At 34.7% G+C, this 15,833-nt stretch carries 16 protein-coding genes, 2 tRNA genes and 2 pseudogenes; 8 read left to right on the top strand and 12 right to left on the bottom strand.

Annotated elements, in window-relative coordinates:
- Positions 1 to 18: 18 nt before the first annotated feature.
- The 3 genes and pseudogenes from VI621_RS02570 to nirK form a co-directional block, all read right to left on the bottom strand.
- Complete coding sequence (locus VI621_RS02570) at positions 19 to 747, bottom strand: formylglycine-generating enzyme family protein (protein ID WP_324216856.1); 729 nt, start codon at positions 745 to 747, stop codon at positions 19 to 21.
- A gap of 66 nt (positions 748 to 813) precedes the next feature.
- A pseudogene (locus tag VI621_RS02565) lies at positions 814 to 1,149 on the bottom strand (c-type cytochrome); the annotation flags it as partial.
- 125 nt (positions 1,150 to 1,274) lie between these two features.
- Positions 1,275 to 2,729, bottom strand: a complete 1,455-nt coding sequence (gene nirK, locus VI621_RS02560; RefSeq protein WP_414655481.1) for a copper-containing nitrite reductase — start codon at positions 2,727 to 2,729, stop codon at positions 1,275 to 1,277.
- A gap of 446 nt (positions 2,730 to 3,175) precedes the next feature.
- Between nirK and VI621_RS02555 the strand changes: the two genes are divergently transcribed.
- Positions 3,176 to 4,156, top strand: a complete 981-nt coding sequence (locus VI621_RS02555) for a CapA family protein (protein WP_324216826.1) — start codon at positions 3,176 to 3,178, stop codon at positions 4,154 to 4,156.
- On the opposite strand, the gene VI621_RS02550 is transcribed toward VI621_RS02555, so the two are convergent.
- Positions 4,157 to 4,525, bottom strand: a complete 369-nt coding sequence (locus VI621_RS02550) for a hypothetical protein (RefSeq protein ID WP_324216825.1) — start codon at positions 4,523 to 4,525, stop codon at positions 4,157 to 4,159.
- Positions 4,526 to 4,972: 447 nt separating this feature from the next.
- A complete protein-coding gene (locus VI621_RS14795; protein WP_414655480.1) occupies positions 4,973 to 5,092 on the bottom strand; it encodes a DUF6943 family protein in 120 nt (39 codons plus the stop codon).
- A 254-nt stretch (positions 5,093 to 5,346) separates the two neighbouring features.
- Between VI621_RS14795 and VI621_RS02545 the strand changes: the two genes are divergently transcribed.
- Positions 5,347 to 5,517, top strand: coding sequence for a hypothetical protein (locus VI621_RS02545; RefSeq protein ID WP_324216824.1), 171 nt, complete (start codon positions 5,347 to 5,349; stop codon positions 5,515 to 5,517).
- A gap of 164 nt (positions 5,518 to 5,681) precedes the next feature.
- Here VI621_RS02545 and VI621_RS02540 read toward each other — a convergent pair whose 3' ends face one another.
- A complete protein-coding gene (locus VI621_RS02540) occupies positions 5,682 to 6,593 on the bottom strand; it encodes a DUF6268 family outer membrane beta-barrel protein (RefSeq protein ID WP_324216823.1) in 912 nt (303 codons plus the stop codon).
- Between the two features lie 205 nt (positions 6,594 to 6,798).
- Positions 6,799 to 7,278 (bottom strand): annotated as a pseudogene (locus VI621_RS02535) (DUF72 domain-containing protein).
- On the opposite strand from VI621_RS02535, the gene VI621_RS02530 reads away from it, so the two are divergent.
- A complete protein-coding gene (locus tag VI621_RS02530; protein ID WP_324216858.1) occupies positions 7,162 to 7,449 on the top strand; it encodes a hypothetical protein in 288 nt (95 codons plus the stop codon). The pseudogene VI621_RS02535 and the gene VI621_RS02530 sit on opposite strands and share 117 nt — an antisense overlap.
- 20 nt (positions 7,450 to 7,469) lie before the next feature.
- Here the strand turns inward: VI621_RS02530 and VI621_RS02525 are convergent, their stop codons facing one another.
- Positions 7,470 to 8,090 (bottom strand): ferritin-like domain-containing protein, encoded by a 621-nt coding sequence (locus tag VI621_RS02525; protein ID WP_324216822.1) that lies wholly within the window; start codon positions 8,088 to 8,090, stop codon positions 7,470 to 7,472.
- Positions 8,091 to 8,253: 163 nt separating this feature from the next.
- On the opposite strand from VI621_RS02525, the gene VI621_RS02520 reads away from it, so the two are divergent.
- Both VI621_RS02520 and VI621_RS02515 read left to right on the top strand, forming a co-directional pair.
- Entirely contained in the window at positions 8,254 to 8,661 is a 408-nt protein-coding gene (locus VI621_RS02520) for a hypothetical protein (protein WP_324216821.1), read from the top strand.
- 223 nt (positions 8,662 to 8,884) lie between these two features.
- Complete coding sequence (locus VI621_RS02515; protein ID WP_324216820.1) at positions 8,885 to 9,130, top strand: hypothetical protein; 246 nt, start codon at positions 8,885 to 8,887, stop codon at positions 9,128 to 9,130.
- Between the two features lie 206 nt (positions 9,131 to 9,336).
- Here the strand turns inward: VI621_RS02515 and VI621_RS02510 are convergent.
- Both VI621_RS02510 and VI621_RS02505 read right to left on the bottom strand, forming a co-directional pair.
- Positions 9,337 to 9,409: transfer RNA gene (locus VI621_RS02510), tRNA-Met, on the bottom strand.
- A 34-nt stretch (positions 9,410 to 9,443) separates the two neighbouring features.
- Positions 9,444 to 9,516 (bottom strand) — tRNA-Met (locus tag VI621_RS02505).
- Between the two features lie 118 nt (positions 9,517 to 9,634).
- Here VI621_RS02505 and era point away from each other — a divergent pair.
- Complete coding sequence (gene era, locus VI621_RS02500) at positions 9,635 to 10,516, top strand: GTPase Era (protein WP_324216819.1); 882 nt, start codon at positions 9,635 to 9,637, stop codon at positions 10,514 to 10,516.
- A gap of 179 nt (positions 10,517 to 10,695) precedes the next feature.
- Here era and VI621_RS02495 read toward each other — a convergent pair whose 3' ends face one another.
- Complete coding sequence (locus tag VI621_RS02495) at positions 10,696 to 11,193, bottom strand: hypothetical protein (RefSeq protein WP_324216818.1); 498 nt, start codon at positions 11,191 to 11,193, stop codon at positions 10,696 to 10,698.
- Between the two features lie 107 nt (positions 11,194 to 11,300).
- Between VI621_RS02495 and der the strand changes: the two genes are divergently transcribed.
- Entirely contained in the window at positions 11,301 to 12,611 is a 1,311-nt protein-coding gene (der, locus tag VI621_RS02490) for a ribosome biogenesis GTPase Der (RefSeq protein WP_324216817.1), read from the top strand.
- 96 nt (positions 12,612 to 12,707) lie between these two features.
- On the opposite strand, the gene VI621_RS02485 is transcribed toward der, so the two are convergent.
- Positions 12,708 to 12,863: a hypothetical protein gene (locus tag VI621_RS02485; RefSeq protein WP_324216816.1), complete on the bottom strand. Its 156-nt coding sequence runs from the start codon at positions 12,861 to 12,863 to the stop codon at positions 12,708 to 12,710.
- A 304-nt stretch (positions 12,864 to 13,167) separates the two neighbouring features.
- Between VI621_RS02485 and VI621_RS02480 the strand changes: the two genes are divergently transcribed.
- Positions 13,168 to 15,833 (top strand): outer membrane beta-barrel protein (locus VI621_RS02480; protein WP_324216815.1); only part of this gene is annotated, 2,666 nt, incomplete at its 3' end.

The following is a 15,833-nucleotide window of genomic DNA, read 5'->3' as shown; positions in this document are numbered from 1 at the left end:
TTTTAAATTGTTTTTGAACTATTTAAGGTCTTTTGCGCAACGAAAACCAAGATTTCGAGTGGTATATCTTGCTTTTAAACTGGCTCGAAAACCATAGCGCATGAAAGCAGCGTAATTCATTAAATCAGATGCATTAACGGAACCGCTTCCGCAAAATAAATTCTTATCCGTGTCCTTGTCTTTTCTGGATTCTCCGGATAGGAAAATGCTGTTAAAGTCGGAAGTCCATTCCCAGGCTAACCCATGCATATCATATACGCCCCAATAGTTTTTAAATGTTTTGCCAACCGGATTGGTATAGGTTTTGGGCTTTTCATACCAGGATAAAATATAATTATTGAAAGCTTCTTTTGTACGGGCATCGATGCGTTTTTCATCGGCCATAGCCACATATTCCCATTCATCCATGGTGGGCATTCTTTTTCCTTGACATTCGCAGTATTTTTTGGCAGCAAACCACGAAATATTGGTTACAGGAGCATTGCTTTTATTGTTACCGTAATCGAAATCGCTTTCCCAATGGGACAAATAACTTTTGTCAGCAAAAAGACCTTTGATTTTAGAACGACTGTAAGTTGGGTATTTTTTTAAGAAGGCTACAAATTGCGCATTAGTAACCGGATAAACATCGATGCTAAAAGCATTAACTTCTACTGGTTTTTTATCAGTAGTTCCATAAAGGGGAACATAAGCCCCCCTTTTTATAGAAACCATTTGATTGTCTTGAGCCAATAACGATGTTGTCATTAGTAATGAAAAAGCAGAAGCTAATATTTTCAGTTGTAACATCATGACACATCTTTTTTTTAATTATTATTTTCTTTGGGCTTTTACCATAGCTGCTGTTACAACTGTTTTATTGTTTCCCCAATTGGCGTAAACATAAGTCATTGCGTCTGCGATTTGTTGATCGCTTAGTGCCTGTGCTGGCATGGCGCTGTTGTATTTTTTCCCGTTTACGGTTATTGGACCGGTTAGTCCTTTTACTACACCTTTAATAGCACGATTAACGTCTTTGTTCAAGTAGTCTGATTTCGCTAAAGGAGGGAAAGCACCAGGTATTCCCTGACCATTAGCCTGATGACAGGCGATACAGGTTTTAGTATAGATGTCTTTTCCTTTATCGGCTTTTTTAAAAACAACTGTTTTGGCTTTGTTGTTTGTGTTTGTTGCCACTTTTGGCTCCTCAGTTAAGGTATTGAAACTTTGTAATGCTATTGCTAATACGGCAATACCGAAAATATACTTTTTCATAAATTAAAATATTTGAATTATTAATGATCGTTTTTATTTCTTTGTGCTTTAACCATCGCTGCGGTTACTTTTGTTTTATTATTACCCCAACTGTCATAAACATAGGTCATCACATTGGCAATTTCTTCATCGGAAAGGTTTTGACTGGTCATCACGTTATTGAATTTTTTTCCGTTTACTTTGATTTCTCCGGATAAACCATGTATAACCGCAGATATAGCTCTGCTAGGATCAGCATTTAAGTAATCGGATTTTGCTAAAGGAGGGAATACATTTGGAATACCTTGTCCTTCGGATTGGTGACAGGCAAAACAAGTTCCTCCAAAAAGTTCTTTACCCGCTTTGATTTGTTCAGGCAATGTTTTTGCAGCAATAAGTTTGGTGTCTTTTTTTACTTTCGGCATATTTTGAATGGTTCCGCCTTCAGGTAAGTAGATTCCCTCTTGTGTTGTTCCAGAATAAATAGTTTTACTTTCCGGACCTTCTACTTTTAACATCCCTAAAGCACCTTTATTAAAAGCTCTGAAGATAGAGTGGTCAACCAGGATGAATGTTCCGGGAACATCAACTTTAAATTCTACAATAGCAGCACCTCCGGCAGGGATTAATGTTGTCTGTACATTTTTATTAATCATATCACCACCCTCGACATAAACTTTGTCAAATATTTCACCAATAACGTGGAAAGATGAAACAAGGTTTGGTCCGCCATTACCCATATACACACGAACGGTTTCTCCAACTTTGGCAGTAATCGCATTGTCTCCGGCAAGAGCACCCACTTTTCCATTAAAAACAACGTAGTCAGCATCTTCTTCGATAGCTTTGTCCATATCAAAAGGCTGGCGTCCTTGTTCTCCATATTTTCCTTTAGTGTAAAAATCACCTTGCATGATGTAGTATTCTTTGTCAACTGGAGGCAAACCACCTTCTGGTTCTACCAATATCAAACCATACATTCCGTTTGCAATGTGCATACCAACAGGAGCAGTTGCGCAGTGGTATACATATAAACCAGGATTCAATGTTTTGAAGTTGAATACTTTTTCATGACCTGGCGCCACTAATGAAGAAGAAGCACCACCACCTGGACCTGTTACCGCATGCAAATCGATGTTGTGTGGTAATTTATTATCAGGATGGTTTTTTAAGTGAAATTCTACTTCATCCCCAACACGGGTTCTGATAAAACTTCCCGGTACAGATCCGCCAAATGTCCAATAGGTATATTTTACACCATCGACCATTTCGCCTTCCACTTCTTGAATTTCCATGTTCACAACCAGTTTTGTCGCTGCTCTGTCTCCAATTGGTTTTGGTACAAAAGGAGGTGCGGTTAGATCAGCAATCATTTCACCTTTAGTAGCAATGGCTTCATTGCTGGCTAAAAGCTTTGATTCTTTTTTACATGAAAATAAACTGATAGCTACTACTATTGCAAGAGCAGCAATTTTTATTTTTTCAATTTTAAACATGGTTTTCATAATAATAGGGTTTTAAATTCATCTTAATTTTGTCTTAAATTATAGTACAAAATTAAAAGACAGATTTGTCCTTTATTATGATAAATATCATGTTGTGGATTTTTTTTAAATATTTTTTAGAAGAATTAATAGGTAAAAAAAACAACAAATTGTTATAATTAGAATTCTATGTTTTTTTTAAAAGAAGTATAAAGTCAGATTCATTGGTTAAGTAACATTTTTCGCAAACTCACTTATTCAACAGTTGTATAAACGACCAGATTCTTTCGGTTTTTATTTTAATAAAAAAATAAATAAATCCACAGTTGTTTTATATATACCTGTATTTAAGCTGTTTAATTTTATTTATCTTTGTGTGTGAGTGGCTTTGTAATTATTTAATAGAAAAATAGATATGCAATTTTAATCTTATACGGAGATATAATAACCAAGTAATTATGAGTGACAAAACCATTACCATTGGTTTCGTTGGGGATGTAATGATAGGAAGGGGTGTCAATACAACAATCACGAATAACGGGTATATTTATCCTTGGGGAAATGTGTTGCCATTATTGAAAAATACAGACATCAATATCATAAATTTGGAAACAGCATTGACTCACAGTAATAAAAAGGTTTTCAAGACATTTAATTTTAAAGCAACTCCGGATAAAATTAAAACTCTCACAGAAGCCTCGATAACTATCGCCAACCTTGCCAATAATCACATACTTGATTTTTCCGAAGAAGGTTTAATTGAAACCATTCAAACCCTAAATAAGGCAGGTATAAAACATACCGGCGCAGGAATGAATAAAAAAGAAGCCGAAAAGCCGGTTATTGTAACTAAAAAAAATAATAGTATAGGGATGCTGGGTTTTACAGATAATGAACCCGGATGGAAAGCAGGCACATCCACCAGCGGAATCAATTATATTGATATTTCCAAAGAGGATGACTGTAATAAGGCCTTAGCGGATATAGCGAAATTAAGGAAAGAAACAGATATTTTAATAGTTAGTATTCATTGGGGACCTAATATGAGGGAGGAACCAAAAAAACATTTCATTGACTTTGCACATGCAATGATAGAACAAGGGGCGGATATTATTCATGGTCATAGTGCCCATAATTTCCAAGGCATAGAAGTTTACAATCATAAATTGATTCTTTATGATACGGGAGATTTTGTGGATGATTATGCAATAGACCCGATTTTAAAAAATGACCATTCATTTTTTTTTAAGGTTGAAGTCTCCAAACAGCGAATTGAAAATGTAATGCTCATTCCTGTTTTGATTTCAGGTTCTCAGGTAAATCTTGCAACTGACGAAGATTACAAATGGTGTATGCAACGCATGCAGCATTTATCTACAAAATTTGGAACAAAGATTAGTGATAAAGGAGAAGTGTTTTTATTTAGTAAACAATATTAATCATTTCTTTTTCGTCTCTATTAATATGTATTTTTTAAATACATATTTCCAAGGCATGAAAATTATCGGTATAATAATGCCTGTGAACATATAAGCCATTCCTTCGGCTGGTGAACCTTCGAGCGTACCTGCCGACCATAAAGGATAAGCTACAACAATAAGCCAAAGACCTTTGTAAAAAATCATAAAAAGCATTATAGGTAACATTCGAAGCGTATGGAATACACCTAAAATAGCAAGTGTTGAATAGGCAGCCCAAGTGCACCAAGCCACAGCCCTTGTGGGATCCCATGCGCCTTCATGTGTAAGAATAACTGTCCAGGAATCTGTGGCGACAAATACAAACATTAAGGCGAAGAACAGCCTCATCACATAAATATTGATTCTGCGAACACCTTCGTAGTGCTCGTAGTCAGGAACAAAAATGCTTTTGATGCTGAACTTTGATTGTTTCTGTTGTTCTGGCGTTTGTTCTGTTGTATTCATCTTTTTTCGGTTAGTTAAATTTAAATTGTTAAACACCTATGCTATTTGTGTCGTTCGGCTACAATGACTGCTAACTTGTTTGTAGGTCTGACAAACCTCAAACTTATGGCTTTCAAATATATACATATAAATCTACTTAAAAATTCTGCTGTTATGATTTTTTGTAATATCGATTCAAAATAATTCGCCTCATTTCATTAATAAGCATATGATGTTTTGACGTAATAGATCTTTTTTTGCTCCAACAAATTCAACGTCTGGATTTGTTTTGAGCGCAGCTCGTGTCTTCCTGTATTTCATCGTATTTAAGAGAAAATCTTTTTTAAAATCCTAGATTGCCAAAAAAGGAATCACCGAACTTTTGAATGACGGATGCCAGAATTTGGCTTTCCAGAGGCTGTCGACCAACCAGTAAAACGTATCTGCTGCTTCATTTAAAAATTGAATCACAAAGCTGTTAGTAAACGGTTCTTTTCCGGTTTTACGCTGTCCATCCCTTTGTTGAGGATAGAGATTAGTGTGCTTCGTGACGGGAGTTTTTTTTGATTGTCTGCTTTCTTTTAGCGACGTTCGTGAAACTTGTTTGCTAAAAATAGGTGAATTATGGAAATATTATCAAGAATTGTATTGCATTTCTTCAAATATATTGCTAGGTTTACTTGTACATAACAAATTATTTTTAGCCATCATTTAAAATTAAATATATGAACCCTTCAGCACCAAAGAATATTACCTGGATTATTGGATTGATTTGTGGGATACTTGGAATTATTGGACATTTTGCACAAGTTCAGTTTTTAACAGAACATAGTTTCACGCTACTGCTTGTTGGTTTCCTTGTTTTGGCAGTAGGAACCACGGTAAAAGGAATCTAAAAGTTTAGTAGTTGGCAATGATTATCGCCGTTAATATAAAGGTTGTGTAAATTATTTGATTTGCAGATTTTTGTATTAACTGCTATATCGCCGTTAAAGTTTAATTAATTAAACTTTGTTTTAATAGGGAGCAAAATACCGACAAAAAGATTTAAAAAAACTGCTTACTTTTTAACGGTGCTCAAATCAAAGCGATAAATGGCTTCCAACTTTAAAAGGAAAGTGTTTGATTTGTCCTCTAATAGCAGGGTGCGGTTATCACCAAATTTTAACACTAGAATTTGTAAATCAAGCTTTTGGTCTATTGGATAGGCTCTAAACTCATTTAAAGAATATCCTAATTTTAGACGTAAAAGAATTTTTTTGTCTAACACGCTTCGTTGTACGTAAGAAGAAAAATCTATCGAATTATTCTCGATATAAGTAGAACGAATGTTATCTGTTGTCAGTTTATAACTATTTCCATGACCCAGAAAATCAACACCTATTTTTGTTTTATCAGTTAAACTATAATTGATATCAGCATCATTTGGCAATAAGAAATTCATCTCGAAACGTTTATCAGGACTATGATAGTAGAAACCAATAATTGGAGTCATGGATATACCATAAGCTTCACTACTGCCGTAAAGTCCAAGACTATAACTAAATCTTTCGTTTCTTTTATATTTCAATAAAGCCGTTCCGCCCAGATAAATATCCTCACTACTCAGATTGATATAATCGGAGGCAACTTTTGGCATAAAAAGGTATATTCCACTCCAGTGTTCAGAATGATTTATTTTTAGACCGGCTCTTAAATTTGTTGAATATAAATGGTTGTTATTGGAGTCAGGAAATAATTGTAAGCTGTAACTGCTGAAATTTACCCAAGTGATAGCAGTATATTTTTCATTTAAAACAATTGGCAAAATAAGATTTGTTTGAAATGTAGATATGCTGGTAGTAACAGATGAGTTTTCAAAAGTTGTTTTTTGCGATTTTCCATAATTTATTGAAAATATGTCTATGTATTCTTGTGCAGTACATAAAAAAGGCAGTATTAAAAATAACAATTGTATTATTATTTTTTTCATTTTATAAATTTTGATGTTATTTGATTATTTCAAAATATTCATTCTTAAAATTGGTATAGTAAAACTGACAATGATTATTAATCGCCGATATTGTTCTTGCTTAAAATTGAAACGTAAAATTATTGATTTATAAGATATTAGTTATTATATAATAATGTAAAATATTTACAAAATTCATACATTTTAAAGCGACATCTGCACACATTCATGTTTTTATGTTTAAATCATTAAGTTGTTTTTCCGAAGCGCATTTCAGGAAGAGAATAATTGCGTAAATCATGGCGGATATTCCGTTAGCGATTGTAACAGGAATATCTTTTCTGAAAATCCTATAGGCAAGAGAGAGTTGGAATAAGATGCAGCCTAGTTTATCGTTGAGTCCTTGTTTGCAGAGCGAATAGAATTCATCGATTTCCTTTTTGCAGTCGACGAACTTCTTGATATGAGTTATCAGTTTTGGCGCTTTAACGGAATAGATAAAACCATCAGAGCTTTTCGTTAACCAATTTTCCAGGATTTACAATGTAGGGAACTTATAAAATGTAGCGTTTATTTCAAAGGTGTTGAAATGCGTGCAATAAAATTCAAACCATTTGGACGAGGGAATATTTTCGGGATAAAAGACATTTTTCCATTTGGCGTTGTAGAAGGAGGAACAACCGATATGTATATTTTTAGCAGACATAAAAATAAGAATTACGTTTATGAAAAGGAAGGCGGAATTGTTAACAGCTTGCACTTGAGAAAGAAGACGTCTCCAAACATTTTAATTGCACTGACGAAGATAAGAATTCAAAAAAAAACTAAAAACACAAGCGCCCTAATCTTTGATCCGGGCGCTTTTATCACGATATAATCCGTGATGAGAACTTTTATTTATTTATGACCTTCGTGCGCAGCATCAACATTGATATGTGACATAGCGATTTCCGTTAACTTTACGTCAGCATGTTTCTCTTCTTCAAGTGTTTTAGCAAGAAGCAAGGCGGCTTTTGTTTCACCAAGGGTAACTGCATAAACACGCAAAGTCCCATAAGTGGCTATCTCATAATGCTCTATTTTTTGCGCTGCGGCAATTATCGCTGCATCGCGGACATCCCCAACTTTAGTTTCTGCAATTATTCCTTCAGCCTCATTCAGTAGCCCTGCCATTGCATCACATTTCTTACCAACCGCTTTAATACCCAAAGATTCAAATACTTTTTCCAAACGAGTGACGTGTTCTTCGGTTTCTTTCAAATGATGCTCGAATGCATGAATTAATTGTGAAGCCGTTGCGTTTTTGGTCATTTTAGGCAGTGCTTTTGTTAGTGCTTTTTCTGCCCAGTAAATGTCTTTTAATCCGTCTTCGAAAAAATCTCTTAAGTCTTTCGCTGCATCAGGTTTTGCTTTTACAACGCCTTTTTTTGGCTCAGCGGTTTTTTTCTTAGCTGCTGTTACTGTCGTTTTTTTGGCTGCCATACCCGTTTTTGCCGGCTGATCTTTTGTCGTTTTCATAACTTTTTATTTTATAAATTAATTGTGTTATTAATTGAAAAACAAATTTAAAAATTAGTAAAATCTATTTTATACACAATTATTATAAATAGTTGTAAAATTCACACTTATGTATATTTAATTAACAAAACCAATATAACTATAGCTAAATTTGCGAAACAAATTGCAAGACGTAATCCTTGAATCCAACATCGCAAAAAGAGCGTTCAGCGATTTACTCTCGGTAAATGCCCTTGGTGAACATGTTTCTTATAACTGTCCCGGTTGCGGCGGTGTTCAATGGAAGATAGACAATGACGTTCCGCTTCGCTATCGCTGCCATACCAGACACGCCTATACCTCTGAGGCGCTTCTGGCTGCACAGACAGAAAAAATAGAAGAGACAATGTGGGTTGTCTTTCGGATGTTCGAAGAACGAAAAAATCCTTTATTAACTCTGGCGGAAACCCGAATAGGAACTTCCGAAAAAATAGCGCGCGAACGGGCGGCGCAGTCCCAGATACCTATTGATAGGATCCGGCAAATAATCAAGGCAAACGATAAAGGAACTTCCCAGGACATCCCAATTTAATAAGTAGTGCGCTTCCAGTTCGTGGTGCAAAGGATTTACTTTATATGGGAATTATATAAATATTTACAGAAATAATATAAATCTCATTATCCTAAGTCTTTGTAATTTTATAAAAAAAATACTGCCTTCAAACCCACGTGCCCTAGAAAAGGCGCCGTTCTTTAGCTGATAGTATCTAATATTATTAAAAATAGATTCACAATAACTTCTAAAAATAAACAAGATGAAAAATTCAATTTTAATCGGATCCGCAGCCTTAGTGGTCGTTGGAATAATCGTACTAGGAAAAAATGAAAAATTAAGAAATATGGTATTGCAAGCAGTGAAAGACGGGATGTCGTCAGATGCTGTGCAGGATATACTTGAGTACGCTAAAAATGCAACAATTAAAGAGATTCAGGAAAAATTTAGTTCGGCAAAGGATTCATATAAACCAGCTATTTCTTTTGTAGAAAACAACAACCTATAAAATAGAGCGAAAGAGCGGCATAGCCCAAGGTACATATCAGGAGGAACCGGCAAAAAATCAAAGCCGACCATAAAGAAACTTCCAAAGATGTCCAGACTTGATAAGCAAGTGCGATTCCAGTTCGTCGCTAACCGATTGTTTTAAAAGGATTTACGAAGATAAAAAACAAAAAACCCATCAACAAAAATGTGATGGGTCTTTCTTAGTAGCGGGAACAGGACTCGAACCTGTGACCTTCGGGTTATGAGCCCGACGAGCTGCCTACTGCTCTATCCCGCGATGTACGGTTTGTAATCTCAATAAAGCTACTTAGTAGCGGGAACAGGACTCGAACCTGTGACCTTCGGGTTATGAGCCCGACGAGCTGCCTACTGCTCTATCCCGCGATGTTTCGAGTGCAAAGGTACAATCAAATTTGATACTTGCAACAAAAACGATTAAAAAATGTTTTATTTTATCTATTGACTTGATATGACTACCTTTGCAGCATAAATTATATTTAAAATGTCACATAAAGCAGGTTTTGTAAACATCATCGGAAATCCAAACGTTGGGAAATCAACGTTAATGAACGCTTTCGTAGGAGAAAGATTATCCATTATTACGTCTAAAGCACAAACAACCCGTCACAGAATTCTTGGAATTGTGAACGGGGAAGACTTCCAAATGATTTTGTCAGATACGCCAGGAATCATCAAACCCGCCTACGAAATGCAGGAATCGATGATGAATTTCGTTAAATCGGCTTTCGAAGATGCGGACATTTTAATTTATATGGTTGAGATTGGTGAGCAGGATTTGAAAGATGAAGCCTTTTTTAATAAAATCATTCATGCTAAAATTCCGGTTTTGTTACTATTGAACAAAATCGATACTTCAAACCAATTGCAATTAGAAGAACAAGTGGCTTTTTGGGCTGCGAAAGTTCCGAATGCGGAGATTTTTCCTATTTCAGCTTTGCAGAATTTTAATGTGCCGGAAGTTTTTGGAAGAATCATTCAATTATTGCCGGAATCGCCAGCGTATTATCCAAAAGATCAATTGACGGATAAACCGGAGCGTTTCTTTGTAAATGAAACCATTCGTGAGAAAATTTTGTTGAATTACAGCAAAGAAATCCCATACGCAGTAGAAATCGTAACCGAAGAATTTTTTGAAGATGAAGCCATCATCCGAATTCGTTCCCTAATCATGGTAGAGCGTGAAACCCAAAAAGGAATCATCATCGGACATAAAGGCGCCGCTTTGAAGAAAGTAGGCGTAGAGGCTCGTGCCGATTTAGAGAAGTTTTTCGGAAAACAAATTCACATTGAATTGGTGGTGAAAGTCAATAAAAACTGGAGAAGTAATGCCAATATGTTAAAACGTTTTGGGTATAACCAATAATATTTGGGCGTGACCCGAAAAGGGTCAGGCTATCCGTTACAATCTTTTATAAACAACAAAGTCCTTTTAGCAAAGGACTTTGTTGTTTATAAAAGGATTTCCACTGCTATCCTTCACGCAAAAAACCGATAAAGCACTAATTTTAATATTTAATGAAATTATAGAATGGGTCCAAAAAATTAAGCCGCTATAATTTCTAAAAAGACCTTCTCCAAATCATTCATTTGTTCGTGACCTCTAAACCGAATTTGTTTGGCAATAAAATACAATAAAAACCAAATGATAACCATCAGACCCATCACAACAAGATTCATCTGTATCGGTGATTTCAACACATGGTTAGAATAGGCGATGCCGGTAAAGATTACAAAAACACCTGCGATTATAAAGTGCAGAAACATGAAAAAGGTCCATAATGTAGGTTCAGGGCCAAATAATCCCCGAATATGCGTTTCGTTCTCGCTTTTCTCTTCTAATTCTAAATGTAAATGGGGCGACCAATATTCTTTCTTTGAATCGGAAATATCAAGCCAGATATGATTGTGTTTAATCTTTAATAAGCAGTCATTTAAATTATTTTTTTTGTAATCTTCAAATTTTTGAAGAACAGTATCTATATTTTCTTCCACATCTTTATAAAAACGTAAAAGCAGTCTTGCTTCATTATTTGCGTCCATAGCTATTAATTTTTGGTTTTTAAAAGGGTATAGTTCAGCTAATATAGTAAAAAAATGGATATTGAATTATTAAACACTACCTTTGCAAAATATTTGAAAGAAGCATTATGAATAACATTGTTGCCATTGTAGGAAGACCAAACGTAGGGAAATCGACACTTTTTAATCGATTAATCCAACGAAGAGAAGCTATTGTAGATTCTGTTTCGGGCGTGACCCGTGATAGAAACTACGGAAAAAGCGAATGGAACGGAAAGGAATTTTCTGTGATTGATACTGGAGGATACGTTCGTGGTTCGGATGACGTTTTTGAAGCAGAAATTCGTAAACAAGTAGAATTAGCCATCGATGAGGCAGATGTTATCATATTTGTAGTTGATGTAGAGGAAGGAATTACCCCAATGGATGATGCTGTTGCAAGACTATTGCGTAAGGTAACGAAACCGGTTTTACTGGCTGTAAATAAGGTGGACAACTCCATGCGTGAGAAAGATGCCATTGAGTTCTATAACCTTGGTTTAGGAGAATATTACACTTTTGCGAGTATTTCAGGAAGCGGAACAGGAGATTTATTGGATGCATTGATTGATGCTTTCCCAGTGAAACCAGAACCAACGCAGGAAGAAATAGAATTGCCTCGTTTTGCCGTTGTGGGAAGACCAAATGCTGGAAAATCAAGCTTTATCAATGCTTTAATTGGTAAAGACCGATATATTGTCACTGATATTGCGGGAACTACCCGTGATTCTATCGATACGAAATTTGACCGTTTTGGATTCGAATTCAACTTAGTCGATACTGCGGGAATCCGTCGTAAAGCAAAAGTGAAGGAAGATTTAGAGTTTTACTCCGTAATGCGTTCCGTTCGTGCCATTGAGCACGCCGATATTTGTATCTTGATTATTGATGCCACCCGTGGATTTGAAGGTCAGGACCAAAGTATATTCTGGCTGGCTGAAAAAAACCGAAAAGGAGTGGTAATCTTAGTGAACAAATGGGATTTAGTCGAAAAAGAAACGATGTCAACCCGTGATTATGAAGCTAAAATCAGAGAAGAATTAATGCCATTTACCGATGTGCCTATTCTTTTTGTTTCGGCTTTAACCAAACAACGTTTGTTGAAAGCTTTGGAAGCCACGGTTCAGGTTTATGAAAATAGAAAACAAAGAATACCGACATCAAAATTCAACGATTATATGCTGAAAGTGATCGAAGGTTATCCGCCACCAGCATTGAAAGGGAAATATGTAAAAATTAAATATTGCATGCAATTGCCAACACCAACGCCTCAGTTTGTGTTTTTTGCCAATTTGCCACAATATGTAAAAGAAGCTTATAAACGTTTCTTAGAAAATAAAATCAGAGAACATTGGGATTTCTCAGGAGTTCCAATTGATATTTATATTAGAGAAAAATAAATTTTAAAGTCCCGAGAAATCGGGACTTTTTTCTTTTAAAACCATAAACACTTCTATAGTTTAGTGGGTTTCCATTTATTATAATGAAAAGCGTCACTAATTCTCTTCCTCTAAAGTTTTCATAGGATGGTCTTCATACCAATCTTTAAACGTTTTTAAGGTTTCATATTTATCGGTCAGAACCTTGTAAACCATAAATAGTATTAAAAAATGTCCTATGATAAACAAACTCATCAGTACTGGTAAAGACATATTAGTTAGACATAAACCAGCAAAAATAAAAACAAACAGCGTGGTAAACCACACGAGTTTAATTGCAAAATTTTTCATGGCTTTTTTCTATTAAATTTACGTTTAATAATTGTAAAAATTTGTTAACGCATTGATAATCAATTAATAAAAAACAATAAATATAATTTTTAGTATTTAGAACACCTTGTGAATATTACATAAATAAAATAATTTGTTAAAAATTTTGTAAGAAATTATGTCCCTGAATACTAAATGACTTATTTCGCAGTTTATATATCCTTATATTAACCGAGAAATTTTTTTTATGCCAAAATTCTATTCCTTTCTGTTTCTTTTATTTTTAAGTTTTTCTTCTTTTGCACAAAACAACATTACTATTAAAGGTAAAATTCTTGACAAAAATACCCAAGTCCCTTTAGAGGCAGTCACCGTTTATCTTTCGTCTGTTAAGGATTCTACAGTAATCGATTACACAATCTCTGATAAAAACGGTTTTTTTAAAATGGATATCAGGAAAATTACCAAACCCGTATTTTTAAAAATTTCTTATATGGGGTATCAGACCTTTAAACAAGAAATTGAGGGAATTTCAGAAAGCAAAGATTTTGGTATTTTACATTTATTAGAAAATGTAACTGTTTTAGGCGAGGTGGTTGTCAAAAGTGAAGCACCGCCAATACGAATAAAGAAAGACACTTTAGAGTTTAATGCGTCATCATTTAAAGTACGCCCTGATTCAAATGTGGAAACGTTACTGAAACAATTGCCAGGTGTTGAAGTTGCTGCCGATGGAAAAATCACGGTTAATGGTAAAGAAGTGAATCAGATTTTAGTAAATGGGAAACCTTTTTTTGACAAAGACGGCAAGATTGCGCTTCAAAGTTTACCTTCGGATATCATTAATAAAGTTCAGATATCGGATACCAAAACTAAAAAAGAAGAATTGTCCGGACAAGCATCAAGTTCTAATAATGCCAGTATAAATCTGACGATTGATGAAGATAAAAACAAAGGTTTTTTCGGAAAATTTATGGGAGGTTATGGCACCGAAGATCGTTATGAAAGCAGTGCATTAATTAATTATTTCAAGAATAAAAGAAAAATAAGTGTTTTGGCATCTTCCAATAATATCAATTCGACCGGTTTTTCGATGGATGAAGTTTTTGATAATATGGGAGGCGGTAGGAATACATCCTATTTTAGCAATAGCGATGGAAGTTATGGAATTGGAAGTATGCGTTTTGGCGGAGGTAAAGGAATTACGCAATCGAATATGCTTGGCGTAAATTATGGTGACGAATGGGGTGAAAAATTAGAAACTAACGGAAGTTATTTCTTTACCAATTCCAATTCTGATAATGTAAACAGAACCAAGCAAGTCAATTTTTTACCAACGGGTGATTTTGCGACAGAATCCAATGCAAAAACTAAAGAAGAACGTTTAGGACATAATTTTAATTTCGAATTTGAATACAAAATAGATTCAACCACTACAATTGTCGTTGCTCCAAAATTCGTTAAATCAAACATTAAATATGATAATAATTCTTTCGAGTCCTCTAAAGATGAAAACGATCAATTATTGAATGAAAGTACATCGGAAACTTTTGATGAAACTGAGAACAATAGCTTCACCAATTCGATTAATTTTAATAAATCATTCAAAAGGAAAGGACGATTTTTAAATGTTTCATTTGATAACGAAAACTCAAAAGAAGATTCAAATGCCTTAAACAAATCAACGACTGTATTTCATGAAAGTGGCGATCCCGATGATGTGCGAGACCAAATCAGAAAAAATCGAAATTTAAAAGATATATATGCTACAGAAATCGAATATACGGAGCCTTTAAAAGATTCCCTGAAAGTAAAAATTGGCGTGGAGTATAGATGGAAAAAATTATCAGAAGACAGAAACACCTATGATTTTGATGCAATATCCCAATCGTATTCCGTCGAGAATGACATTTTATCAAATTATTTGACCACTACAACCCAAACCGTTACACCAAGGTCAGGATTTAGTATCGAAAAGAAAAAATTCAGTTTTAATTTAGATGCGGGAACGTCGATTACGAAATTCGAGAACCATTCATTGTATTTGAGTAATGTAACAGACTTGAATAAAACGTTTATGTTACCTTTTGCGAATGCTTATGTAAATTACAAATTAGGAAAGTCAAAATCCATTTGGATGAATTATTATTACCAAGTTGATTTTCCTTCGGCGAGCCAAATTTTACCGGTAGAAAATTTATCCAATCCGTTGAATACTTACATTGGAAATCCAAACTTAGATCCCAATAAAAGTCACACCGGATATTTGAGTTTTAGAGATTTTAATACGGCTACCAAATCGGGTTACAGTATGTATTTTGGTGGGAATTTTTATGATAACCAAGTGGTTTCATCCACATTATATAATTCCAATGGAAAGCGAACGACTTCTTATGAAAATATTTCAGGAACCTATTCCTCTTGGCTTGGTGGGAATTGGAATAAAACCATAAAAAGAGAAGCGCACATTTTTAAATTTGGTTTTGGATTAAATGCCAACTTAGGTTTATCAAAAGGGTTCACGAATGCAGAATTATTCGAGGCGAAATCATTGCGACTGACTCCGCGTGCTAATTTCACTTATGAATACGGAGAATTATTGACTATAAACCCGTCGTATAGTTTTACGTATAATGACACAAAATATGCGAATTATTTAGTGAATTCCGCTACAAATGTGTTGCATCGATTTAATATTCAAACCACTAATTACTGGCCTAAGAATTGGGTTTTTGGAAATGATTTCGGATATACCTATAATTCTAATATAGCCGATGGCTTCAAAAAAGATTTCTATTTATGGAATACGAGTTTGTCATATAGTTTCTTTGATAAAAAGATGACGGCCAAAGTAAAGGTGTATGACATTTTAAACCAAAATCAAAGCGCAACCCGAACAATATCGCCAACCAC

The sequence above is a fragment of the Flavobacterium sp. genome, from assembly GCF_035292545.1.
GTDB lineage: Bacteria > Bacteroidota > Bacteroidia > Flavobacteriales > Flavobacteriaceae > Flavobacterium.
Note: the sequence above shows the minus strand (reverse complement) of the source record. Positions and strands in the feature narration are given on the sequence as shown.